This is a genomic window from Chitinophagales bacterium, from assembly GCA_040877935.1.
Taxonomy (GTDB): domain Bacteria; phylum Bacteroidota; class Bacteroidia; order Chitinophagales; family CAIOSU01; genus JBBDNB01.
Genome location: JBBDNB010000063.1, coordinates 1 through 25042, shown reverse-complemented (window position 1 = coordinate 25042; position 25042 = coordinate 1). Strand labels below are relative to the sequence as shown.

Below are 25042 nucleotides of genomic sequence, written 5' to 3'. Positions count from 1 at the left end.
TTTGTCATTTCAGCTATCTTTTAAAATTTCAAACCACCTTTTCTGGCTCCATCTGCAAGAGCTTTCACTCTACCGTGATATAAATATCCGCCACGATCAAACACAACATTTTCAATTCCTGCTTCTGTTGCTTTAGCGCCCAGAATTTCGCCAACTTTAAGTGCTGCATCTTTTTTAGGTGCTTTTAGATCAACATCTTTGTCTTCTTTTGAAGAAGCGGCAACAAGTGTATGACCAAGTTCATCATTGATGATTTGAGCATAGATGTGCTTGTTACTTCTGTACACACTTAATCTTGGAATGTCGGCAGTTCCGGTAATTTTTTTCCTGATTCTGCTGCGGATTTTATTCCTTCTTTTAACTTTTTTAGTTAACATCTTTACCTAATTTTATTTAGCGGCAGTTTTACCTGCTTTTCTTCTAATATGTTCGTCAGAATATCTTATACCTTTTCCTTTGTATGGTTCAGGAGCTCTTAATGATCTTATTTTAGCTGCTACCTGGCCAATCAATTGTTTGTCAATTGATTCAAGGTAAACCGTAGGGTTTTTACCTTTCTCCATTTTGGCATCTAATTTAATCTCACTTGGCAATTGAACAATTACAGGATGTGAATATCCGATATTCAGTTCAAGATTTTGTCCGGTTGATTGTGCACGAAAACCCACACCAACAAGTTCAAGTTCTTTTTTGTATCCTTCAGAAACTCCAACGATCATGTTGGCAATCAAAGCGCGAATCAATCCGTGAAGAGCCTTGTGACGTTTTTGTTCAGTAGGTCTTTGTACGGTCAATACTCCATCTTCGATTTTCAGTGTAAAATCACTGTCGAATTTTTCATTTAATTCCCCTTTTGTTCCTTTTACGGTGACGCGATTATTGGCTTCAATTTTCACTTCAACGCCTGAAGGTATTTGTATAGGGTGATTTCCAATCCTTGACATTTTATGCAGGTTTAATATATTTCACAAAGTATTTCACCACCAATGTTCTGCTCTTCGGCCATTCTGCCGGTCATCAATCCTTTGGAAGTAGAAAGTATTGCTACTCCAAGTCCATTGATCACACGCGGCATGTTATTGGCTCTGCTGTATCTTCTCAAACCGGGTTTACTGATTTTTCTCAGTTTTTTAATTGCCGGTTCATTGGTTTCTTTATTGTATTTCAGCGCAATTTTAATTGTGCCTTGTTTATCGTCTTGTTCAAACTTGTATTTCAGAATATATCCCTGATCGTAAAGAATTTCAGTAATTCTTTTCTTAATGTTAGAGGCAGGGATTACCACCATCTTATGATTTGCCATTTGGGCATTTCTGATGCGGGTTAAATAATCTGATATTGGATCTGTTACAATCATTTTCTTTACGGTTTATTTATTATTACCAACTTGCTTTGGTTACTCCGGGTATCATTCCATAGTTTGCCAAATCTCTGAATACAATTCTCGATACACCAAATTGGCGCATATATCCTCTGGGACGACCAGTAAGTTTACATCTGTTTTTTAGTCGAACAGGAGAGGCATTTCTTGGCAATTTGGCCAATCCTTCATAGTCTCCTTCTGCTTTTAAACGAGCGCGTTTTTCAGCAAAACGGGCTACTATTTTTTCTCTTTTTCTATTTCTTGCTATGACTGATTTTTTAGACATAATTTATTTTTTAAAGGGCATTCCCAATTTTGTTAATAAGGCTTTTGCTTCTGTATCATTTTGCGCATTAGTTACCAAAGTGATATCCATTCCGGTAATACGGCTTACTTTATCAATGTTTATCTCGGGAAAGATAATTTGTTCTGTAACACCTAATGTGTAATTGCCTCTTCCGTCAAAAGCTTTTGCACTAATGCCTCTAAAATCTCTTACGCGTGGCAATGCTACAGCAATCAAACGGTCGAGAAATTCGTACATTTTAATTCCTCTGAGGGTAACTTTTGCTCCAATCGGCATTCCTTCACGCAATTTGAAATTGGAGATGGATTTTTTAGCGATTGTTGGCACTGCTTTTTGCCCGGTAATTGTTGTCAATTCATCTACGGCAATATCTACCAGTTTTTTATCCTGGGTAGCGCCATTCACCCCTTTGTTGATTACTATTTTCATCAACTTGGGTATTTCCATGCTAGAAGAGTATTTGAACTCTTCCAGAAGTTGTGGCTTAACTTCATCATGGTATGTTTTCTGTAATCTTGGTAAATAACTCATTAGTTTATAACCTCCCCGGATTTTTTAGCGTATCTAACAATTTTGCCATCCTGTAATTTTCTTCCAACTTTTGTTGCTTCTCCCGATTTGGGATCAAGTAACATCAGGTTTGAAATATGTACGGGTGCTTCTTTTTTAATGATTCCACCATTGGGATTTGAGGCACTTGGCTTTGTATGTCTGCTGATAATGTTCACGCCTTCTACAAAAGCCCTCCCTTTATCTGTGACAATTGTCAAAACTTTTCCGGTTTTGCCTTTATCCTCACCTGTAATGACTTGAACCATGTCGCCTTTTTTGATGCGATATTTTGGTTTAAATCTTTTAATTTTTTCTGGTCTTCTACTCATGGTTGATAATTATTAAAGTACTTCAGGAGCAAGTGAAACAATCTTCATGTAATTGAAATCCCTCAATTCACGAGCTACTGGTCCGAAAATTCTTGTTCCTCTGAGTTCATCGTTGTTGGTTAGCAATACGGCTGCATTGTCGTCAAATTTGATATAAGAACCATCATTTCTTTTCAATGATTTGGTAGTTCTAATAATCACTGCTTTTGAGACCTGGCCTTTTTTCACATTGCCTGAAGGAATAGCATCCTTGATACTGACGATGATCTGATCGCCAATACTTGCATAGCGTCTTTTAGAACCGCCCAGTACTTTTATGCAAAGTACCTCACGTGCACCGCTGTTGTCAGCAATTTTGAGTCTTGATTCTTGTTGGATCATTTTATTTAGCTCTTTCTAAAATTTCTACTAATCTCCACCTTTTGCTTTTGCTCAGGGGTCTTGTTTCTATGATTTTTACCAGATCGCCTTCGTTGCAATCATTTTTCTCGTCATGAGCGATAAACTTTTTGGATTTTTTTACAAATTTTCCATAAAGTGGGTGACGCTCTTTACGCTCTACCATTACGGCAATGGATTTATCCATTTTATTGCTGGTCACTAAACCAACTCTTTGTTTTCTTAGCCTTCTTTCTTCCATTTTTTGAATTAATTTTCAGCCATTTCCCTGGCCTTAATTTCTGTTAACAAGCGGGCAACATCGCGTCTTAACCAACGTAGATCCAGAGGGTTGTCTATTTCTGAAACCGCGTGATTGAAATGCATTTTTTGCAATTCCCCTTTGAACTGAACAACTTTGGCTTTTAGCTCATCTGTTGTAAAGTCTCTAATGTCTTGTTTTTTTAATTTAGATATCATTTTCCGTAATTTAAATCTTAATTACCAGCGTAATCAGGACGCACTACAAATTTTGTTTTTATTGGCAATTTTTGAGCTGCAAGTCGCAGGGCTTCCTGAGCGATTTGCAAAGGTACACCATCTGCTTCAAATAACATACGTCCGGGGCGAATAACTGCAACCCAACCTTCGGGAGCTCCCTTACCTTTACCCATTCTCACCTCTGCAGGCTTACTGGTAGTAGGCTTATCGGGGAATATTCGAATCCAAACCTGTCCTTCTCTTTTCATGAAGCGGTTTACAGCAATACGCGCTGCTTCAATCTGACGATTGGTGATCCAGGCTTCCTCTAAAGCTTTGAGCCCAAATGAGCCATAAGCTATACTTGCTCCGCGTTGGGCATTGCCTTTAATTTTGCCCTTTTGCTGTTTTCTGAATTTTGTTCTTTTTGGTTGTAACATCTCTCTTAAGCTTTAATCAATCGCTCTGACTATCTTGTTTTCTTTTGAAATCTTTTTGGCCCTTTTCCTTTTGGTCCTTTTGCATCTGGTTTTCCTATATTGGGGCTCAAATCTCTTTTTCCAAATACTTCTCCTTTACAAATCCAGACTTTCACGCCAATTTTTCCATAAATGGTATTGGCTTCTTTCAGTGCGTAATCTATATCTGCTCTGAATGTGTGTAATGGAGTTCTTCCTTCTTTATATTCTTCTGTACGAGCCATCTCTGCACCGTTTAATCTTCCTGCAACACGAATTTTAATTCCTTCTGCGCCCATTCTCATTGCTGCTGCAATGGACATTTTGGTTGCTCTTTTAAAGTTGATACGCGCTTCCAATTGCTTGGCTACAGTTTCAGCAACAATATTGGCATCTATTTCAGGTCTGCGAATTTCGTGAATGTTTACCTGAACATCTTTCTTAGTAATCTTTTTAATTTCTTCTTTCAATCGATCAACTTCACTTCCTCCTTTACCGATTATAATTCCCGGACGAGAAGTATGTATGGTGATGGTTAATCTCTTCAGTGTTCTTTCGATCACAATTTTGGAAATACCGCCTTTTTGAATTCTGGCGTGCAGGTATTCCCTGATTTTGAAATCTTCCACTAATTTGTCGGAATAATCGTTTCCACCAAACCAGTTGGAATCCCAACCTCTGATGATTCCTAACCTGTTGCTTATCGGATTTGTTTTCTGACCCATTTATTGTTTTTTATTCGTATTAGCTTCGTTATTTTCTGTTGTGTTTTCAACTTCTTCAGTCGCCACTTCTTCATTTTGTGGAGCTGCAATTATTTTGCTGTCCACTTTTATAAATACGTGGTTTGATCTTTTTCTGATTCTGTGCGCTCGTCCCATAGGGGCAGGTCTGAATCTTTTCAATGTTCTGCCCTGAGTTACAAATACCTCAGCTACAAACAAATCACTGTCATCTGCAGAAAGTCCTTCATTTTTCTGTTCCCAGTTGTTGATGGCAGAAAGCAAGAGTTTTTCTACTCTTCCGGATGCTTCTTTTGGACTGTATTTGAGTATATTCAAAGCATGTTCAACATCTAAGCCTCTGATCATATCCACAACCAGCCTCATTTTACGAGGAGCTGTTGGACAGTTGTTTAATTTTGCAATTGCTTCCATTGCTTATTTATTTTAATTTTTTAGAGGAATGTCCCCTGAAATTTCTTGTTGGTGAAAATTCACCTAATTTATGACCTACCATATTCTCAGTTACAAAAACCGGGATGAACTTATTTCCATTGTGAATGGCAACTGTGTGTCCGACAAAGTCCGGTGTTATCATAGAACGTCTTGACCAGGTTTTAACAACGGTTTTCTTTCCACTGTCGTTAAGCTTATCTACTTTCTTCATTAGTGAAGGGTCAATGTAGGGTCCTTTTTTTAGTGATCTAGCCATTTACTGCTTATTTTTTTCTTCTTTTAATGATCAGCCTGTTTGAAGCTTTTTTCTTATTTCTGGTTTTCAAGCCTTTGGCTGCAAGTCCTTTTCTCGATCTTGGGTGCCCACCTGAAGCTTTTCCTTCACCACCGCCCATGGGGTGATCTACAGGGTTCATTGCAACTCCTCTTACTCTTGGTCTTCTACCGCTCCATCTACTTTTACCTGCTTTACCTTTAACTTCTAAACTATGGTCTGCATTGGAAACTGAACCTACTGTAGCTTTACAAGTTAAAAGTACCATTCTGGTTTCGCCTGAAGGCATTTTAATGATGGCATATTTTCCATCTTTTGCATCCAGTTGTGCATTAGATCCGGCACTTCTTGCTATAGCAGCACCTTTTCCAGGTTGTAATTCGATATTGTGAATTACAGTACCAAGTGGCATTTGTCCAAGTGGCATGCAGTGTCCGGTGCTTGGCGTTGCTTTTGTTCCTGATATAACTTCATCTCCGGGTTTTAATCCTTGTGGAGCAATTATATATCGTTTTTCTCCATCAACATAATGCAATAATGCAATGAATGCAGTTCTGTTCGGATCGTATTCAACAGAGTGTACTTTTGCTGGCACATTGTCTTTGTCTCTTTTGAAATCGATAAGTCTATAGCGCCTTTTATGTCCACCTCCCCGGTAGCGCATTGTCATGCGGCCCTTGCTGTTTCTTCCTCCTGTTTTAGAGATAGAAACGAGCAGACTTTTCTCGGGTTTATCGCTGGTAATTTCAGCGAAGGAGTTTCCCAATCTATGTCGTGTGCCGGGAGTTACCGGTTTGAATTTTTTGATTGCCATTATTCCTGATTAGATATTACTGTAAAAATCAATTTCGTCTCCATCGGCTACTGTTACAATAGCTTTTTTGTAACCACCTTTAAATCCTTTATTTACTCCTTTTTTGGTAAAACGGGATTTTAATTTTCGCGGAACTACAGAAGTGTTTACTGATTCTACGGAAACTCCGTACAATTTTTCTACTTCACTTTTGATCTGAATTTTGTTAGCATCGCGATCCACAGCAAAAGTATAACTGTTGAGTTTTTCACCCAGAGCAGTTGTTTTTTCTGTAATAACGGGTTTTATAAGTACCTGGCTCATGATTTATCATTTTTAAAGGATTCTTCAATAGCCTTTACACCGCTTTCATTTACAATTAGATATTGTGCTTTTAAAACTTCATAAGCATTGAACCTGTTTGCAGTAAGTACTTCAGTTTTAGGTAAATTTCTGCTTGATAGGAAGAAGTTCTTGTCAACTTCATTTAAAAGTATCAAACTGCTTTTTCCATTGATTCCCAATCCTTCAAGAAATTTTGAAAATTCTTTTGTTTTTGGAGTATCATAGCTGAAGTCTTCAACCACTATTAAGCGTTTGTCTTGTACTTTGTAGGACAAGGCTAATTTACGAGCAAGGCTTCTTACTTTTTTATTGATCTTGAAACCGTACTTTCTGGGCCTGGGACCAAAGATTCTACCTCCACCTCTGAAAATAGGATTTTTGATATCACCTGCCCTGGCAGTTCCTGTTCCTTTCTGTTTCTTTATTTTTCGTGTAGAACCTTTTACTTCTCCCCTTTCTTTGGTTTTATGTGTACCACTTCTCTTCGCTGCAAGATGTTGTTTTACATCAAGATAAAGCACGTGATCGTTTGGCTCCAGACCAAATACATCAGTAGTGAGTTCTAGTTCTTTGGAAGTTTCTTTCCCTTCTTTATTGAATACTTTGAGTTTCATGTTACTTCTGAATTATTACGTATGACCCCTTAGCACCGGGAATAGCTCCTTTAATGAGCAAATAATTCTTCTCTGGTATAATCTTTATGATAGAAAGTTTTTCAGTCATAATACGATCGCCACCTGTACGGCCGCCCATTCTCATTCCTTTGAAAACGCGAGCAGGGTAGGAGGCACCGCCAATAGAACCTGGAGCTCTTAACCTGTTATGTTGGCCGTGTGTAGCCATTCCGACTCCAGCAAAGTTGTGACGTTTTACTACACCCTGAAAGCCTTTTCCTTTGGATGTGCCAACTACATTGACTTTTTCTCCTTCAGAAAATATTTCAATACCAACTTCATCACCTAATTTTTTATCAAAATCAAAGTTTTTGATTTCAACCAGTTTATGTTTAGGAGTTGTTCCTGATTTTTTGAAATGTCCCATTAATGGGTTTGGTGTGTTTTTTTCTTTACGATCACCATAACCAAGTTGCACAGCATTGTAGCCGTCTGTATCTTCAGTTTTCACTTGTGTAATAACACAAGGGCCAGCTTCAACAACCGTACAAGGTGTTTGGTTACCTTCATCATCAAAGATGCCGGTCATACCTATTTTTTTGCCAATTAGTGCTTTCATCACTATTATACTTTAATTTCTACGTCTACTCCACTTGGTAATTCCAGTTTCATCAAAGCATCAATTGTCTTTGAAGTGGAGCTATAAATATCCATCAACCTTTTGTGCGTACACAGCTGATATTGATCTCTTGCCTTTTTGTTAACGTGAGGAGAGCTCAACACGGTGTATATTTTCTTTTCCGTTGGCAGAGCTATAGGCCCGGTAACAACGGCTCCGGAAGTTCTTACTGTTTTTACAATCTTCTCCGAAGATTTGTCTACCAGATTATGGTCGTAAGATTTTAATTTTATTCTAATTCTCTGAGTCATAATTACTTTATTATAAGCTTTGCCTATTCTTCTACCTGAATTTTTCCTTTTGAATTTGCTACAACTTTCTCCTGTACATTATTAGGAACCGGAGCATAGTGATTGAACTCCATAATTGAAGTTGCTCTACCAGACGAAATGGTTCTTAATTGTGTTACATATCCAAACATCTCTGAAAGCGGAACTTTGGCTTTTATTACCTGGTCTTTCCCTTTAAGTGCCATTGATTCCATTTGACCTCTTCTTCGGTTCAAATCCCCAACTATTTCACCAGTATACTCTTCGGGAGAAAGTACTTCTAATTTCATGATCGGCTCAAGTAATACCGGGCCAGATAATTTAGATGCATTTCTAAATGCTGCTTTCGCACACAGTTCAAAAGCTGCATTATCTGAATCCACATCGTGGTATGAACCGTCATAAACTCTTACTCTCAGGTTGTCAACAGGGTATCCTGCAAGTGAACCTGTTTTCATAGCTTCTTTCATTCCTTTTTCTATAGCCGGGATAAATTCTTTCGGAATGTTACCACCCACTATGGCATTGATGAATTCTAAACCTGTTTTATCGTCTGTTCTAGGACCAAACTCAAGTGTCATATCTGCAAATTTACCACGACCACCACTTTGTTTTTTGTAAATTTCACGGTGATTGATGGTTTTGCTAACAGCTTCTTTATAAGCTACCTGAGGCGCACCTTGGTTTACTTCTACTTTAAATTCCCTTCTGAGTCTGTCGCATATAATCTCTAAGTGCAACTCGCCCATTCCTTTTAAAATGGTTTGACCTGTTTCTTCATCGTATTCTGCTCTTAAAGAAGGGTCTTCTTCAATTAACTTAGCAAGTCCCATTCCCAGCTTGTCCAGGTCAGCTTGTGTTTTTGCTTCTATAGCAAGCCCGATTACAGGTTCAGGGAAGTCCATACTTTCAAGTGTAATAGGATTTTTTTCATCGGTAAGTGTATCACCTGTTTTGATGTCTTTAAAACCAACTGCTGCACCTATATCACCGGCTTCGATAAAATCGATGGGGTTTTGTTTGTTAGAATGCATTTGAAGAATCCTGGAAATACGTTCTTTCTTACCTGTTCTGTTATTCAATACGTAAGAACCTGCATCTAATCTGCCTGAATAAGCTCTAAAGAATGCAAGACGTCCTACGAATGGATCTGTCATAATTTTGAAAGCCAATGCTGAAAAAGGTTCTTTTGCATTTGGTTTTCTTTGCTCAGCTTCACCTGTGTCTGGATTAACGCCATCAATTGCTTCAATATCACTTGGAGCAGGGAGGTAGCGGATTACAGAATCCAACATTGCCTGAACACCTTTGTTTTTGAAAGCAGAGCCACATAACATTGGAATTATAGACATGTCAATTGTTGCCTCTCTGATTGCAGCAATCATTTCTTCGTCAGTAATTGAATCCGGGTCTTCGAAAAATTTCTCCAGAAGTGCATCATCATATTCTGCTACTGATTCAACAAGCTTCGCGCGATATTCTGCAACTTGCTCTTTCATGTCTTCGGGAATATCGATCACATCGAAAGTCATTCCCTGGGTGGTATCGTCCCAAACAACTGCCTGGTTAGTTATTAAATCTACAACACCACGGAAAGAATCTTCGGCACCAATAGGTAATTGAAGCGGAACCGGGTTTGCACCAAGCATTTCTTCTACTTGTTTTACTACTTCAAGGAAGTTTGCTCCAGCGCGGTCCATTTTATTCACAAAGCCAATTCTTGGTACTTTGTATCGGTTGGCTTGTTTCCAAACAGTTTCTGATTGAGGCTCTACACCACTTACTGCACAGAAAAGCGCAACCATTCCGTCTAATACTCTTAAAGAACGCTCTACTTCAACTGTAAAGTCAACGTGTCCGGGAGTGTCAATGATATTAACTTTATACTCTTTTGTTTCATCTGTAGGCTTTCCTTGCTTTGTTGGAAATTTCCAAAAAGTAGTAGTAGCAGCAGATGTGATTGTAATTCCTCTTTCCTGTTCCTGTGCCATCCAGTCCATAGTGGCAGCTCCATCATGCACCTCACCTATTTTGTGTGAAAGACCTGTATAGAAAAGTATTCTTTCTGTAGTGGTGGTCTTTCCCGCATCAATATGTGCAGCAATTCCTATGTTTCTCGTAAATTTTAAATCTCTTGCCATTGTACTAATTCCTCTTTTTTATACTCTAAAATGAGCAAATGCTTTATTTGCATCGGCCATTCTGTGTGTGTCTTCTTTTTTCTTGACTGCGGCACCTTCACCTTTAGATGCGGCCATAACTTCAGCAGCGAGTTTTTCAGCCATTGATTTTCCTTTTCTTGCCCGGGAGTACTTAATCAACCAGCTGATTCCTACCGATATTTTTCGGTCGGCCCTGATTTCAGCAGGGATTTGAAAAGTAGAACCACCTATCCTTCTGCTTTTTACTTCAACACCCGGCATTATATTATTGAGTGCTTTTTTCCACAATTCATAACCGTTATCGCCCTCTGCTGCTTGTTCATCTACGATATCCATAGCATCGTAAAATATTTGAAATGCCAGGCTTTTTTTGCCGCTGTACATCAAATTGTTTACAAACCTTGTTACCAGAGGATCGTTGTATCTGGAATCAGGTGCTGTTGCTTTTTTCTTGGCTGCTGTCTTTCTCATTGCTGACGCTTATTTTTTATCTTTTGGCCTTTTAGTGCCGTATTTTGATCTACTTTGCTTTCTGTCCTGAACACCTGAAGTATCCAAAGCTCCTCTTACAATATGATAACGCACACCTGGCAGATCTTTCACCCTTCCACCGCGAATCAACACGATAGAGTGTTCCTGAAGGTTGTGTCCTTCTCCCGGTATATAGGCTATTATCTCTATACTGTTTGTCAAACGAACTTTAGCCACTTTTCTAAGTGCAGAGTTCGGTTTTTTAGGAGTAGTGGTGTAAACCCTTGTACATACTCCCCTTCTTTGAGGGCAGGAATTTAGAGCTCTCGACTTACTAGTTGTCTTGATGCTTTTTCTTCCTTTTCTTACTAATTGTTGAATAGTAGGCATTCGTTACATTTTGAATTTTGGAGTGGCAAAGGTAGAATTATTTAGAGAGATTAACAAAACAATTTTAAATTTTTTTCCTTAGCTGAATAAATTTACTTTTGCACTTTGAAATGCTTTATACAAAAGGATTTCGAGTATTTTTTAAACCCTGATAAACAAGTATAGTGAAGTATCCTAAAATAAAGTCTGGACTTTTTGTAAACAACCGGAATAACTTTAGAAATCAGTTGAAAAGTAAATCCCTGGCTGTATTACACTCAAACGACATAATGCCGCGCAATGGAGATAATACATATAAGTTTAGACAGAATTCCGACCTTTTTTATCTCTCTGGCATAGATCAGGAAGATACGATTTTATTATTGTTTCCCGATGCACCAGTGGAAAAATACCGCGAAGTACTCTTTATTAAAGAGACAAATGAAAAGATTAAGGTATGGGAAGGTGAAAAGTTTACTAAAGAAAAGGCTAAGGAATATTCCGGTATTAAAACAGTTATCTGGAATGATGATTTTGATGCTATATTTAATATGTTGGTTCCTTTTGCTGAGCATTTGTATTTAAACTTGAATGAAAATGACAGGGCAGCTACTGAAGTACCCTATAAAGATTTGAGATTTGCAAATAAAGTAAAAGCCAGATTTCCCCTGCACAAATACGAACGTATTGCACCAATTGTGGGCAATTTACGATGTATTAAATCTGAAATTGAAGTTGGGTTGCTTTCCAAAGCATGTGAAATTACGGGTAATGCTTTTGAACGTGTGCTTAAATTTATGAAGCCGGGAGTGATGGAATATGAAGTAGAAGCAGAAATTTTACATGAGTTTTTATGCAATCGTGCAACTGGCTATGCCTATCATCCAATTGTAGCTTCTGGAGAGGCGGCTTGTATTTTGCATTATAATGACAATAATAAAGCGTGTAAGGATGGTGATCTGTTATTGATGGACTTTGGCTGTGAATATGCCAATTACGCATCTGATATGACCCGGACTATTCCTGTAAACGGTAAATTTACCGACAGGCAAAAGGATGTTTATAATGCCACATTGCGGGTAATGAAAGAAGCAACATCAATGCTGCGTCCGGGAATTACTCTAAATGACTATAATAAAGAGGTAGGCCTGATAATGGAAAAAGAGTTGGTTCAACTGGGTTTGCTCAGCCAGAAGGATATAGATGAGCAAAATCCTGATGTGCCTGCTTATAAAAAGTATTTTCCTCACGGAACAGCTCACTATATGGGGTTGGATGTGCACGATATTGGCAATAGGTACGAGGTGATGAAGCCTGGAATGGTATTTACCTGTGAGCCTGGCATTTATATTCCCAAGGAAAATATCGGTGTCCGTATAGAAAATGATATTTTGGTAACAGATGGTGATCCGGTTGATCTGATGGGGGATATTCCGCGCGAAGTTGAAGAAATTGAGCATTTAATGAACAGTTGATGACTGCAGTGATCAGATTTATTCCCAATGCAATAACTTTGCTCAATGCATTCAGCGGAGCACTTGCTGTATTGTATATAGCCAATGGAAAACTATTAGTTGGAGCCTATTTTATAGCACTTGGGGCTTTTTTTGATTTTTTTGATGGGCTTGCTGCACGGGCATTGAAGGTGAATTCTCCTGTTGGTAAAGACCTGGATTCATTAGCTGATATGATTACTTTTGGATTGGCTCCTGCATTTTTAGCACATAAATTATTGCTTATCAGTTTGGGTGAATTTGCTGAAGAGTTTGATCCGTGGCTCTATTTGCAATACATTCCATTTATTGCGGTAATGTTTACAGCTTTCCGACTTGCTAAATTCAATCATGACGACAGACAGAGCCATTGTTTTTATGGACTTGCAAGTCCTGCGCATGCGCTTTTTTGGATTTCAATCCCTTTGAGTATACATTATTCTGACCAGAACTGGCTGCTTAGTTGGTTGTATGAAAGGTTCCAATACGATATGACGGTACTTTTTTTTCAACCACAAATTATAATTGCTCTGAGTATTTTTCTTTCAGTATTGATGGTGTTGGACTTACCGCTCTTTGCTTTAAAATTTGAAGGGTTTAGCTGGAAGGGTAATGAGCTGAAAATTAGTTTTCTGATTATTAGTTTGCTATTGCTTGCTACAATTGGTTTTGTAGCAGTTCCGCTTATTTTACTTCTGTATGTTTTGATGTCCTTGTTGCATTATAAGGTTTTTAGTAGGGGAGTGGTTAAGCAATAACGGGGAAGCTTGGTTTTTAGCCAATCACAGATGATAAATTCAGAATTGATATTTATACATGCTGCTTATTATTTAAAAACACATTGCATCATAATACAATAAATAGTACTTTCCTTACTTTTTTGTAATTAACTTTTAGCCCTTATCTTTGCAATACAATGAATTGATCCAAAAAGAGCCTCAGTATCTGCTATACAAAACCTGAAAATACCCTGTATATATTGCTTCTTAATTTTTCGAAAGAAAATAAAACAGAAGGCTAATGCATCCCATTGATATCATCATATTTATTGTTTACTTGGTGGGAATGCTCGGAATTGGTTACTATTTCCTGCGTAAGAACAAAGATGCTGATGATTATTATGTAGGAGGCCGCAACATGAGCAAATGGCATGTGGGTATTTCTGTAGTTGCTACAGATGTAGGAGGAGGGTTTTCGATTGGGCTTGGAGGTTTGGGCTTTGTTATGGGCATTGCAGGCTCATGGATGCTTTTTACTGGCTTAATAGGAGCCTGGCTCAGTGCGGTTTTTTTAATCCCCAGGATTTATAAACTCGGTGCTGAAGGCAAGCTGAGAACTTTTCCTGAAATATTCAATCATTTCTTTGACCACCGTGTGGCATTGGCTGCAGGAATTATTTCAGGTATCGGTTACTTGGGATTCACCAGTTCACAATTGTTGGCAGGAGCAAAATTGGCCACAGCTACTTTTCCCGCATTAGAGTTGAAATATGCGCTTGTGGTAATGGGTGTGATTGCGGTAGTCTATACGGTGATGGGCGGATTGAAAGCCGTTATTTTCACGGATTCCATTCAGTGGGCTATATTATTGGGCGGTTTGATTTTTATAGGCATTCCGCTCTCTTATTTCGAACTGGGCGGCATTCATGTTATCAGACAATCTGTACAGCCGGAATTGTTGAGCATTACGAATGTGAGTTGGTCGCAATTGGTCAATTGGGCGGTGACCATTATTCCCATTTGGTTTGTGGGCATGACTTTGTATCAGCGTATATATGCGTGTAGAAGTGTGAAAGATGCACAAAAAGCCTGGTATATAGCAGGTGTTTTTGAATGGCCATTGATGGCATTTATGGGTGTAACACTCGGGATGTTTGCTCGCGTTGCATTAGACATAGGTTTATTTGAACATTTAGGCTACACAAACATTGATAATATAGATGCAGAGATGGGACTGCCCTTATTGTTGAGGACTATTTTGCCACCAGGGCTTACCGGCATTATGATGGCGGCCTATTTTTCGGCCATACTTTCTACTGCCGATAGTTGTTTGATGGCTTCCTCCGGTAATTTTGTTTCAGACCTGATGGCTAAAATTATGCCTATTAAAGAAGAGCGTTTATTGCGTTTGTCGCAATGGGTTACACTTGCAATTGGAACCCTGGCTTTAATTCTGGCCGCAACAATGACCAATGTGCTGGAGCTTATGCTGATGTCCTATGCCTTTATGGTTTCGGGCTTACTTGTGCCTGTTCTTTCTGTATTGATATTAAAAAAGAACAATTCCAATGCCGCATTGGCAGCAATGCTTGTAGGTGGTGGCACAACGCTGGCTTTACAGGTGAGTGGAGTAGATTTACCCTTGGAGCTTGATCCCAATATCTTCGGGATTTCAGCTTCTGCATTAATCTTCGCTCTTGTTTATAAATTAATTCCTGAAAAATTAGTAAATTGATAAAATGAATTCAACTGAAAAAATGACCAAAAAAGTAAACTACAAAGAAAAAGTGCTCGATTCCTTTACGGGAACTGACATACTCTACACTAATAACAAGATAGCTCAATTTCTTTATGATCACTTAGATCAATATGGTGATAAGAAAGAAGATATTTTAAGAGCTGTAAATTATGCTTTTAAAAAGCATGAAATGAAAGGTGGATTTATTGTATTGGGTTTGGATGATGATGAAATCATTGGAGTAGTGGTGATTAACGAAACTGGAATGAGTGGATATATACCTGAGAATATTTTAGTGTATATCGCTGTAAATTCTGATTATCGTGGACAGGGAATTGGCAAACGCCTTATGGAAACAGCTCTGAGACGTGCAAAAGGTGCAGTAGCACTACATGTAGAGCCTGATAATCCTGCGAAATTTCTTTATGAAAAGATGGGCTTTACCAATAAATATTTGGAAATGCGCTACCAAAAGAAATAAGCAATGTCTCAGGATAAATTGATAGAGCTGAGGCATAGCCTACATGCCTTTCCTGAAATTTCGTGCCACGAAACCCAAACGCGAAAAAAAATAAAATCTTTCCTGGAAACCCATACCGATGCTGAATTTGTAGAATTTGCAGGCACAGCACTTTTGGCCATTTTCGATTCTGGTAATGAAGGGAAAAATATTCTATTCAGAGCCGAATTGGACGCCTTGCCCATTCAGGAATGCAATGATTTTCATTACCACTCTCAGGTAGAAGGTGTTTCTCATATGTGTGGACACGATGGACACAGTACTATTCTTTGTGGATTGGCACTAAAGCTTCAAAAAGAAAAACCCCAGACTGGAAAAGTGATGTTGATTTTTCAGCCGGCAGAGGAAAATGGGCTGGGAGCAAAAGCGGTGATGGAATCAGAGGAATTCAAAAGATACTATCCCGATTTTATTTTTGCACTGCACAATTTACCGGGGTTTCCCTTTCGTCAGGTTATTGTAAGAAAAAGAGGTTTTACAGCGGCAGTAAAAACTTTGGTGCTAAAATTTCATGGAATAACTGCCCATGCAGCAGAACCGGAAAACGGCATCAATCCCGCTATGGTGATAGCCGACATCATTAAAAAATCCAGTAAACTGACCCACAACGACCCTATGTCTGATGAATTTCAGTTGATCACTCCCGTTTATGCCAATTTGGGAGATTTGGCTTATGGTATTTCAGCCGGATACGGTGAATTGCATTTAACTTTGCGTGCCTGGAAACAGCAGGCTATGAATAAATTGGGAAATGATTTACTGAAATATGTTGAAAAAGCATGTAAGAATGCGGAAGTAGAGCTTGAGTATGAATGGGCGGAAGTATTTGCCTCTACTGAAAATAATTACGATGCAGTGGATTATATTTGCGAAGCCATTGAGAAATTGGACTTGGAATATCACCACCGTGAATATCCTTTTAAATGGGGAGAGGATTTTGGCTTATTTACACAAAATTTTAAAGGAGCAATGTTTGGCTTGGGCGCTGGTGAAGATATGCCTGCCCTGCACAATCCCGATTATGATTTTCCGGATGAATTGATTGAAACCGGAGCGAGTCTTTTTAACGAAATAAGGAAAACAATCCAAAGCTAATGTTTAGTTCTTCAATTATATCTATAGATAAAGACGCATTGGCGCACAATTTAAAATTTATTAGAAGCCTGATTGATAAAAATGTGCGTTTCTCTTCTGTTGTAAAGGGAAATGCATATGGGCATGGGTTGGAAGCTTTTGTAGCGCTTGCATTGGAGAATGATGTGAATCATTTTTCAGTTTATAATGCAGATGAAGCTTATCGCGTAAAGATGATCACACAAGATATGGCCGATGTTATGATTATGGGCTATATGAGTGATGAAGCACTTTATTGGGCTATCGAAGAAGGGGTCTCGTTTTATATTTTCAGTATTGAGCGCCTCAACAAAACATTGGAAATTGCCAAAATGCTGAATAAGAAAGCCTTGATTCATTTGGAAGTAGAAACAGGAATGAATCGTACTGGGCTTGAAGTACATGAGTTTGATATTGCCCTTGATATTTTAAAAAAGCAAAAAGAATATCTATACTTTCAAGGCTTGTGCACACATTTTGCAGGAGCTGAGAACATCGCAAATTTTGTGCGCATTACTGAGCAAAAAAGGTGTTTCTATGAATTTAAAAGTATAGCGGAGTCAGCAGGGTTAAAACCTGAGTTTCATCATACATGCTGTAGTGCCGCAGCTGTTCGCTTTCCTGAAATGCACCTTGATCTTGTGCGTATAGGTATTATGCAGTTTGGCTTGTGGCCAAGCAAAGAAATATTTATTGAGTACCTGAAGGATAAAAAATTCAAAGAAAGCCCACTTAAAAGATTGCTTTCCTGGAAATCCACAATCATGTCGTTTAAAAAAGTAGATATGGGAGAATACGTTGGTTATGGATCTTCTTATTTGGCACTTAAAGACATGACCATAGCGATTGTACCTATTGGCTATGCACATGGATTTACGCGCAGCCTGAGCAATCAGGGGCGTGCACTGGTTGGCGGACAGCGGGTTCCTGTTATTGGTATGGTGAATATGAATTGTTTGGCATTGAATGTAAATGATCTTGAAAATTTAAAAGTAGGAGATGAGGTTGTATTAATTGGTGAGCAGGGCAATCAAACGATCAGTATTGCTTCATTTTCTGAGATCAGTGCTCAGGTGAATTATGAATTGCTAACCCGACTCCCCAGCGATATTCCTAGAATATTAGAATAAATCAACTGTGAATTTCACCTTTGGTTTTCCTGTTAAAATAATACAGTTATTATTTATTTGTAAATTTGAAAAATGAGTTTTAACTGCTTTCAAAAAAAATGATTACCAAACCGATATATGATTTGGTTTAAATAAAAGACAGATTATGGCATTTGTAAAAATGTATAGAAACAAATTGAGGAAAAATTATAGTTTTCTCAATACGCTTTTTAAAGAGAATAATATAGAGTGGGCAGCTGTCACAAAATTATTGTGCGGCAATGAAGACTATATTCAGGAAGTAATCAATCTCGGGATTAAAGAGATATGCGATGCACGTATCAGTAATTTGAAAACAGTGAAAAAGCTGGATTCTTCTGTGCAAACCGTTTATATTAAACCCCCTGCAAAACGAAGTGTAGAGGATTTGGTTCGCTATGCAGATGCCAGTTTTAATACAGAATACAGAACCATAAAATTATTATCAGAAGAAGCCAAACGGCAAAACAAAACCCATAAGGTGATTATTATGATCGAAATGGGGGATTTGCGTGAAGGAATTATGGGGGATCATTTAATGGATTTTTACCAGTCAATTTTTGAGCTGCCCAATATTGAAGTAACGGGCATTGGCACTAATCTGAATTGCCTGTACGGTGTAATGCCCTCACCTGATAAGCTGATCCAATTGAGCTTATACGAACAACTGATTGAAGCTAAATTTCAAAAAAAGATCAATTGGGTGACAGGAGGGACTTCAGTAGTTATTCCAATGCTTCTGAAGAAACAATTGCCTGCTGGAATCAATCATTATAGAGTAGGAGAAACACTTTTTTTCGGAAATGACCTGGTAACAGATGAACCAATAGAAGGTATGGAGCAAGATGTTTTCAAACTATTTGCTGAAATCATTGAAATCACAGAAAAACCCAAAGTACCTATGGGTACATTAGAAGAAAATCCCTCAGGCGAAAGGCATGAAATCGATGAGTCGGATTACGGGAAGACTTCTTATAGGGCAATCCTAGATCTCGGATTGTTGGATATGGCACCTGATTTTATACTTCCTGATGATTCAAATATTGAATTGGTAGGAGCTAGCTCTGATATGCTTGTTATTGATATCGGAGAAAACGAATCCAATTATAAAGTGGGGGATCTGATATCTTTCCGATTAAAATATATGGGCGCACTCAGACTCTTTAACTCAGACTATATCGATAAATATATGGTTAAGGAAGACATTGATTAAATCTATTTTGTTATAATATAGATACCTCAAGCATTAAACCCGATGAATAAACACATTTGCCTAATGGGAATGCCCGGTGTGGGCAAGACTACATTGGGAAGGCAATTGTCTAAAGAATTGCAGCTGCCATTTTATGATCTGGATAAAGAAATAGAAAAAATAAGCGGACAAAGCATACCTGAAATATTTAAAAATCAGGGCGAAGATTTTTTCAGGCAAAAAGAACGCGATGTATTAGCAGCACTTTTAAAAACCACACCCGCAGTTATTGCACTGGGAGGTGGTACTCCTGTTTTCTATGATAATATGAGTCTAATTAAGCAACACGCTTTTAGTATATATATACGTACTTCACTTAAGGTCATTTCAGATCGCTTGAATAAAAGCAAAACAAAACGTCCTTTGCTTCAAGGCAAAACCCCACAGGAATTTGATAATCACCTTAAATCAATATATGAGAATCGAAAAATATTTTTCGAGCAGGCAGATATAGTAATAAATATTGGTCAAACACCACCTAAAAAAAATCTGCCCAAACTCCTTGAAGCTTGGGCAGATTTTAATGAATAGAGAATTATTATGGCTCGCTTACTTTTAATGTAGCTGCATTTTTAATGGTTAAGCTTGCAGCATCATTTATTTGAATTGTTTTACAATAACCTGTACCATCACTCATGTTCACTCCATTTTCATAAACAGTAGGGTAATTGCCAGAACCTAATGTAACATCAGGAATGATTACATTGGTTGTCTTGTCTGGTACTTTGCAGTTCCAGTTACCTGGATTGTGCCAGTCTTCGCTAACGGCACCTGTCCATACATATGTTGTAGGATAAGTGAAAATAATATTAACTACGTCAAAATGATTACAATCTGATCCATCGCTAACAGTTACGCTATAAGTAGCAGTATTATAAGCGTTAGTATCTGAAACAACAATTAAGAAAGAATCAGTTGAGCCAGTACTCCATTCGTATGAATAGTTTTCTGTTCCCCTGCTTGCTATCGCTGTAAGTACTGTTGTGTCTTCATTACATAGTACAAAATCTCCTTCAATCTCAACAAAAGGTGAGGCATTTGTAGCAACAGTATGGCTTGTTACGGTAGAACTACCGCAGCCATTAGCTGCTTGAACAGAAATGTCTCCACCATAAATATCAAAATCAACAGTTATGGAATCTGTGCCATCACCACTTACTATGTTTGCTCCCTGAGGAATTGTCCATATGTAATCATTTACTCCTGAAATAGGTGCTACTTGATAGGGTACACCATAGGAATATTCACAAACTGGAGTAGCCGGGTTATTAATAAACCCGGGTGTAGATGGTTCTTCTTTAACTTCAAAAGTTCTGTAAACCGGAATAGACCAACCACAACATTCATCTAAGACACTCAATTTAACCTGATAATGTCCAACCTGACTTGGTTGGTAAGCAGGAGTTGATTTTTGATCGGATGTCAACACAGGTGGATCCTGAGGAGTTCCTGAAATCAATCTTTGAACTGACCACCTATACTCAAGAGCTGAAGAAGTTTCGAATATTAACTCTGTTGGTGTTTCAGCATTTTGAGTACATATTTCAGTATTATCAGGAATGGTATCTATGTCTATTTCAGGCAAGCTTCTTGATCCGGAAATTTCTACCAGCTCGCTGTAAATATCAGTACCTATTTGAACATTGTATTTTCCGGTACTTGTGTAGGTTACTTTTACTGTATCATCAGAATTGCTGTATGTGCTTGATCCTGCAGTTTCATTATTCACAAAACCTGCATTTCCAAGGAAATCCCAGTTACCTGTACCTGATCTGGTAAGCAGTACTTCTGAATTCTCACATCCTTGATTTTGATATACGGTTACAGTTCTAGAAGGTATTGTTGTACCGGTTGAATTACCCGAACCAACGGTATATACTTCATAAGCAAAACCGGTTTTTCCATCACCACCATAGCCGCCATTGCCACCGTCTCCGCCTTTTCCGCCATAGCCACCATCTTTTGCTTCGCAGTTTCCACTACCTCTGACACCGCCAGAACCACCTTCTCCCCCAGTACCCCCAGGGCCACCAACACCACCTGATCCTGGATTTCCGGGATTTACTTCTATATGGGAAATATTCTGTCCCGAGTTGCTATTGTTTAGGTAAATGCCGATGGATGAACCACCGCCTTTACCTCCGTAGCCGCCAAAGGCACCAAAGCCGCCCTGGCCGCCACCGCCACCGCCACCGCCACCACTGGCTTCACCAAAGGTGGATCCTTGGCCGCCACCTCCACCGGCACCTCCACCGCCACCGCCCTGGCCTCCCTGGCCACCGCGGCCACCTTCAGAACCGGGGAAGAAGTAGTTTCCTACAAAATTTCCATCAAATCCATTATCTCCTTTGCCTCCGTCTGTGCCGGAAGTTCCTGCTGTTCCATTTACAACATTAGGTTGACTATTAGGATAATCACAACTACCTCCAAAAAGCTCATCGTATCCACTTGTTCCGGAGCCTGATGCCCCGGCACTTCCACCATCACCTCCTGGTCCGCCTCCTGTTGAAGGAAGTCCTGAACCGGGAATTGATGATCCAAGTCCGCCCGGAGCTCCAGGTGATCCTCCGGTTGGAGTACCGCCCGGACTTCCACTGCTATTATTCCCACTCCACATTTTGCCATAACCACCTTTACCCCCATTGCCTCCTTTACCGAAGAAGCCTGATCCTCCACCATTTCCACCACTACCACCATTGGCTGTACAACCAAATAAGTCCCAGCAAGTACCACCATTTTCACCTCTATTTCCATTTGTTGACTGTCCTTGAGAAACTCCCGGAGCTCCATTTGCTCCACTTGAAGCATTTCCTGTATTTACTTCTACACGGGTTATTGTATAATCACTTGCGCCCGAGATATGAAGACCATATACTGATTTGCCATATCCATTACTGGTTCTGCTATTGTTTGATACGCCACTAACATTTACAGTTAAATCTTTAATAGAGAAATTGCTTATGTTATGTGCTTTTATACCCATCTTATGGGCAATATCTGTTTGAGCTGTTTCTTCAGGGGGATTAATGTTTAAAGTGCTTGTAAGTCCTGTGTTTTTTCTCCAGTAATCTCCCATATTTTCAAAAGAACCATCCAGACTTACATTATTGGGGATTTCAACTGTTTCTGTAATTGTATAATTTCCGGCAAGTAAAAGAATTCTTTTTCTGTTTGAACTTGCTTCAGCAATATTTATCCCTGTGATTAGATCAGTAGGGCACTCTAATGTTCCGAGCGGGCCTTCACCGGTGGCACTTACATAAACAAATTCACATACCCCAAGTGCTTCTCCTTGTAAGGGGAAGTCTATATCTACTGTTTGTGATTTTTCACATCCATTGGCATCTCGTACATAAAAAGTGTATGAAGTGTTGTCGAGCAGGTTACCATAAACATTTGTGGAAGAATATGTTCCACTCGTTCCTTTTTTGTATTCATAGGGCGGAGTTCCACCATCTGCAAGTATAGTAACAACACCCTGATCGTACAATCCGGAAGTATTACATGGATATGAAGTAATAAGAGATAGTTTTATTGAGTCTGGTTGGGATAGTGTATAAGAAGTAGATGCTGTACACCTGTTACCATACCAATCATCTTGAACGGTTACAGTATATCCTCCTGCTAATAATCCGCTTTGTGTGGAGCCCGTGTTTCCATTACTCCAAATATAAGTGACACTACCTCCGTATAAATCACCATATACATTATTTGCATTAACACTGATTGAGCCTGTGCCTCCATAACAGTCAATTTCATCAATCACAGGAGGATCAAATGTAATAGCAGGTGGTTCAGTAATCTCAAAATTATCTACAACAGAACAATTTCCAGAGGTGTCTGAAACTGTAACAGAATATTGTCCGGGAGACAATGGATATAGAAAATATAAGCCTATACCAGCTTCACCATTTGACCAGTTGTATAAATACTGATCATAATCAGAAGGCTCCATGTATTGAATAAAAGCATTGTCTCCATCGTGACAAATCACATCATAGCCATGTGGATTATTTACTGAACTTTTTATGAAACTTGTAGCAAAAGCTGGTGAGGAACTGAGATAAACAGCTGAGTCACTACTTTCACAACCTGAATTTGAATTGTAAGAGGTTATGTAATAATCTCCAGATACATCTGTCTGGTAAGCAACACCAGTATATAATAAATTACTTAAACTTTGGTCAGAATATACCCTGGCTGTATTGGCATAGTCAGGGTCTGGAGAAATATTTATTGTAGTATTCCCACAACCAAAAGTTGTGTCTAAAACAGCAGGCAAACCAGGTGCTGGGGATAATTCAATTACTCCTGAAACTGCATTTGTACAACCGCTGCCAGTACAGCTCCTTTGAACCCGATACCAGGAATCCTGGGTAATAGCACCGGTAGCAAGAGATGTACTTGTAGCTCCGGGAACATTGCTGAAACCGGCACCTGAACCTATAGTACTCTTCTGCCACTGAATGCTACAGCTTCCTCCTCCGCCAGTATTAGTGTTTACATACAATGTAGTTCCACTAGTTGCATCTACACATTCAGTAGTACCCTGACCTAATATAGATATAGAAGGATCGGCTACAATAGTTAAAGTGGCATAATTACTTGTAGTATTGCATCCTACTGTTGAATTTAATTTTCTTCTGAAATCATAATTGCCTAAGGCTACATTACCGGTAGTAGTAATTGATAAAGTAGAAGTATTAAGACCAGTGTATGAGAACTCAGCGGGTGTACCATTACTGATATTCACCCAATTACTGCCGTTAAAATACTGCCAGTCAGGTGTTTCTGTTCCGGTACCACCTGTCAGTTCGGAGTTTACAGAGGTATTTCCACCGGTACAAATGCTTGATGTAGAAAAAACAGCATCACTTAATTCAGCTGGGTCGCCTACAACTGTAATAGTTCTGGTTGGGGATACAATACCATCGCAGCCTTCCCCGCTTGTTTCATAAAAAACAGCTATTTCCCAGGTACCAGTACTATTAAAAGTGATGTTTTGTGTAGCACTGGTTCCTAAGTTAACCACAGAACCACCATTTACTCTTCTAATCCACTGATAGCTTTCAGTAGCACCTATACCTCCACTGCCATTTGCTGTAAAGCTGCCTGTATGCCCAAGACATACAGAGTGGTCATTTCCGCTTACCGTAACAGTTGGGTCATCATAAATATAATGTGTTACAGGAGAAGAGTAAGCTATACATCCATCGTTATCAATAACGGCTCTAACTTGCAGGGAATTGCCGGAAGTATTGTGTGACTCCCAGGTGTGAGGGCTATTAGTAGACCAGTTATTCCAACTTCCTGTCCCATTCCATCTATATTGAAATTGTTTAAAAAAACCATAATTAAATCCCGAAGCTGTGAAAACAACATCGCCACCTTCACAGGATGAAGTAGGATTAGCAGTTACTGTACCTCCTGTTGGTTGAGTTTTATTATAGGTAAGCACGGCTGACGTAATATTATTACTCCAATTCCGGTTAAAATTTCTGTTGGGTTTTATGCATAATAAATCGCTGCTGAAGTCAATATATTTTCCTGGTGTAGGCAGTAAGCCAGAAAAATAGGTTTGACCAGAACCATCATCGATACAAAAACCCCCAGAAACTGGATCTCCCCCATCATAGCTTTCTTCGTAGTATGTAAAATCGTAATAGGCACCTTGAGGAGGCACTGTAATTCGGATACACATTGTGGGAGGTATCTCTACAGTGGCACTACCGCACCCACTTGGGTTGACGAAAAGACTACCGTCAATATCATAAAGCGAAGGGTCATCGCTGTAGCATTGAGCTTGAATGTCAAGATTCAGACCGGTAAGCGCAATTACAATAAGTAGAAAGGGTAGGTAGAATTTTTTCATAGGTGAAATTTATCATCTAAAAATAATTTTTATTTTGTCAATAAACAAAACAATATTACATGCTGAATGTAGTAATTTTTTATCAAAAAGTAAAGCATTACTTATTTTTTCGTGAAATTCAACAGAAATACATAGCCTGAAATTGTATTTTGTAGACAGCTTTAGG

Annotated in this window: 29 protein-coding genes and 1 pseudogene; 8 read left to right on the top strand and 22 right to left on the bottom strand. The window is 38.9% G+C overall.

Annotation, left to right across the window (positions count from 1 at the left end; genetic code table 11):
• Positions 1-20: 20 nt before the first annotated feature.
• The 21 genes and pseudogenes from rplR to rpsL all read right to left on the bottom strand — a co-directional run bounded on the left by rplR (position 21) and on the right by rpsL (position 11042).
• Positions 21-377, bottom strand: a complete 357-nt coding sequence (gene rplR / locus WD048_17475) for a 50S ribosomal protein L18 (protein MEX0814012.1) — start codon at positions 375-377, stop codon at positions 21-23.
• Between the two features lie 12 nt (positions 378-389).
• Complete coding sequence (gene rplF, locus WD048_17470) at positions 390-944, bottom strand: 50S ribosomal protein L6 (GenBank protein MEX0814011.1); 555 nt, start codon at positions 942-944, stop codon at positions 390-392.
• 11 nt (positions 945-955) lie between these two features.
• Complete coding sequence (rpsH, locus tag WD048_17465; protein MEX0814010.1) at positions 956-1357, bottom strand: 30S ribosomal protein S8; 402 nt, start codon at positions 1355-1357, stop codon at positions 956-958.
• Positions 1358-1379: 22 nt separating this feature from the next.
• Positions 1380-1649 (bottom strand): 30S ribosomal protein S14, encoded by a 270-nt coding sequence (rpsN, locus tag WD048_17460; protein ID MEX0814009.1) that lies wholly within the window; start codon positions 1647-1649, stop codon positions 1380-1382.
• A 3-nt stretch (positions 1650-1652) separates the two neighbouring features.
• Positions 1653-2201 (bottom strand): 50S ribosomal protein L5, encoded by a 549-nt coding sequence (rplE, locus tag WD048_17455; GenBank protein ID MEX0814008.1) that lies wholly within the window; start codon positions 2199-2201, stop codon positions 1653-1655.
• Positions 2201-2551: a 50S ribosomal protein L24 gene (gene rplX / locus WD048_17450; protein MEX0814007.1), complete on the bottom strand. Its 351-nt coding sequence runs from the start codon at positions 2549-2551 to the stop codon at positions 2201-2203. Before rplX ends, rplE begins: the two co-directional genes overlap by 1 nt.
• A 12-nt stretch (positions 2552-2563) precedes the next feature.
• On the bottom strand, positions 2564-2932 hold the full coding sequence (rplN, locus tag WD048_17445; GenBank protein ID MEX0814006.1) for a 50S ribosomal protein L14: 369 nt from the start codon (positions 2930-2932) through the stop codon (positions 2564-2566).
• A 1-nt stretch (position 2933) separates the two neighbouring features.
• Positions 2934-3191: a 30S ribosomal protein S17 gene (rpsQ, locus tag WD048_17440; protein ID MEX0814005.1), complete on the bottom strand. Its 258-nt coding sequence runs from the start codon at positions 3189-3191 to the stop codon at positions 2934-2936.
• Between the two features lie 8 nt (positions 3192-3199).
• Positions 3200-3409 carry a 50S ribosomal protein L29 gene (gene rpmC / locus WD048_17435; GenBank protein ID MEX0814004.1) on the bottom strand — a complete coding sequence of 70 codons (210 nt, stop codon included), beginning with the start codon at positions 3407-3409 and terminating at the stop codon, positions 3200-3202.
• A 17-nt stretch (positions 3410-3426) separates the two neighbouring features.
• Entirely contained in the window at positions 3427-3849 is a 423-nt protein-coding gene (gene rplP, locus WD048_17430) for a 50S ribosomal protein L16 (GenBank protein MEX0814003.1), read from the bottom strand.
• Between the two features lie 29 nt (positions 3850-3878).
• Positions 3879-4592 (bottom strand): 30S ribosomal protein S3, encoded by a 714-nt coding sequence (gene rpsC / locus WD048_17425; GenBank protein MEX0814002.1) that lies wholly within the window; start codon positions 4590-4592, stop codon positions 3879-3881.
• A 102-nt stretch (positions 4593-4694) separates the two neighbouring features.
• Positions 4695-5024: pseudogene (gene rplV / locus WD048_17420) on the bottom strand (50S ribosomal protein L22).
• A 7-nt stretch (positions 5025-5031) separates the two neighbouring features.
• Positions 5032-5301 (bottom strand): 30S ribosomal protein S19, encoded by a 270-nt coding sequence (gene rpsS / locus WD048_17415; protein MEX0814001.1) that lies wholly within the window; start codon positions 5299-5301, stop codon positions 5032-5034.
• A 7-nt stretch (positions 5302-5308) separates the two neighbouring features.
• On the bottom strand, positions 5309-6133 hold the full coding sequence (rplB, locus tag WD048_17410) for a 50S ribosomal protein L2 (GenBank protein ID MEX0814000.1): 825 nt from the start codon (positions 6131-6133) through the stop codon (positions 5309-5311).
• A 9-nt stretch (positions 6134-6142) separates the two neighbouring features.
• Entirely contained in the window at positions 6143-6436 is a 294-nt protein-coding gene (gene rplW, locus WD048_17405) for a 50S ribosomal protein L23 (protein ID MEX0813999.1), read from the bottom strand.
• A complete protein-coding gene (gene rplD / locus WD048_17400; protein ID MEX0813998.1) occupies positions 6433-7071 on the bottom strand; it encodes a 50S ribosomal protein L4 in 639 nt (212 codons plus the stop codon). The genes rplW and rplD overlap by 4 nt, the downstream gene beginning before the upstream one ends.
• Before the next feature lies 1 nt (position 7072).
• Positions 7073-7690: a 50S ribosomal protein L3 gene (gene rplC / locus WD048_17395; protein ID MEX0813997.1), complete on the bottom strand. Its 618-nt coding sequence runs from the start codon at positions 7688-7690 to the stop codon at positions 7073-7075.
• A gap of 5 nt (positions 7691-7695) precedes the next feature.
• The gene (rpsJ, locus tag WD048_17390; GenBank protein ID MEX0813996.1) at positions 7696-8001 is read right to left on the bottom strand and encodes a 30S ribosomal protein S10; all 306 of its coding nucleotides are present in this window, start codon (positions 7999-8001) and stop codon (positions 7696-7698) included.
• Between the two features lie 23 nt (positions 8002-8024).
• Positions 8025-10160, bottom strand: coding sequence for an elongation factor G (gene fusA, locus WD048_17385; protein ID MEX0813995.1), 2136 nt, complete (start codon positions 10158-10160; stop codon positions 8025-8027).
• A gap of 18 nt (positions 10161-10178) precedes the next feature.
• Positions 10179-10652: a 30S ribosomal protein S7 gene (gene rpsG / locus WD048_17380; GenBank protein MEX0813994.1), complete on the bottom strand. Its 474-nt coding sequence runs from the start codon at positions 10650-10652 to the stop codon at positions 10179-10181.
• Positions 10653-10661: 9 nt separating this feature from the next.
• Positions 10662-11042, bottom strand: a complete 381-nt coding sequence (gene rpsL / locus WD048_17375; GenBank protein ID MEX0813993.1) for a 30S ribosomal protein S12 — start codon at positions 11040-11042, stop codon at positions 10662-10664.
• Positions 11043-11206: 164 nt separating this feature from the next.
• Between rpsL and WD048_17370 the strand changes: the two genes are divergently transcribed.
• From WD048_17370 to WD048_17335, 8 genes are all read left to right on the top strand, one after another.
• Positions 11207-12496, top strand: a complete 1290-nt coding sequence (locus WD048_17370; protein MEX0813992.1) for an aminopeptidase P N-terminal domain-containing protein — start codon at positions 11207-11209, stop codon at positions 12494-12496.
• Complete coding sequence (locus WD048_17365) at positions 12496-13272, top strand: CDP-alcohol phosphatidyltransferase family protein (protein ID MEX0813991.1); 777 nt, start codon at positions 12496-12498, stop codon at positions 13270-13272. The genes WD048_17370 and WD048_17365 overlap by 1 nt, the downstream gene beginning before the upstream one ends.
• Positions 13273-13534: 262 nt before the next feature.
• The gene (locus WD048_17360) at positions 13535-14968 is read left to right on the top strand and encodes a sodium:solute symporter family protein (GenBank protein MEX0813990.1); all 1434 of its coding nucleotides are present in this window, start codon (positions 13535-13537) and stop codon (positions 14966-14968) included.
• A gap of 4 nt (positions 14969-14972) precedes the next feature.
• Positions 14973-15452 carry a GNAT family N-acetyltransferase gene (locus WD048_17355; GenBank protein ID MEX0813989.1) on the top strand — a complete coding sequence of 160 codons (480 nt, stop codon included), beginning with the start codon at positions 14973-14975 and terminating at the stop codon, positions 15450-15452.
• A gap of 3 nt (positions 15453-15455) precedes the next feature.
• Positions 15456-16586: an amidohydrolase gene (locus WD048_17350; protein ID MEX0813988.1), complete on the top strand. Its 1131-nt coding sequence runs from the start codon at positions 15456-15458 to the stop codon at positions 16584-16586.
• Positions 16586-17734: an alanine racemase gene (gene alr, locus WD048_17345; protein MEX0813987.1), complete on the top strand. Its 1149-nt coding sequence runs from the start codon at positions 16586-16588 to the stop codon at positions 17732-17734. Before WD048_17350 ends, alr begins: the two co-directional genes overlap by 1 nt.
• Positions 17735-17879: 145 nt before the next feature.
• Complete coding sequence (locus tag WD048_17340) at positions 17880-18965, top strand: alanine/ornithine racemase family PLP-dependent enzyme (GenBank protein MEX0813986.1); 1086 nt, start codon at positions 17880-17882, stop codon at positions 18963-18965.
• A 42-nt stretch (positions 18966-19007) separates the two neighbouring features.
• A complete protein-coding gene (locus WD048_17335) occupies positions 19008-19535 on the top strand; it encodes a shikimate kinase (protein ID MEX0813985.1) in 528 nt (175 codons plus the stop codon).
• 7 nt (positions 19536-19542) lie between these two features.
• Here WD048_17335 and WD048_17330 read toward each other — a convergent pair whose 3' ends face one another.
• A complete protein-coding gene (locus tag WD048_17330) occupies positions 19543-24876 on the bottom strand; it encodes a hypothetical protein (GenBank protein ID MEX0813984.1) in 5334 nt (1777 codons plus the stop codon).
• Between the last annotated feature and the right edge of the window lie 166 nt (positions 24877-25042).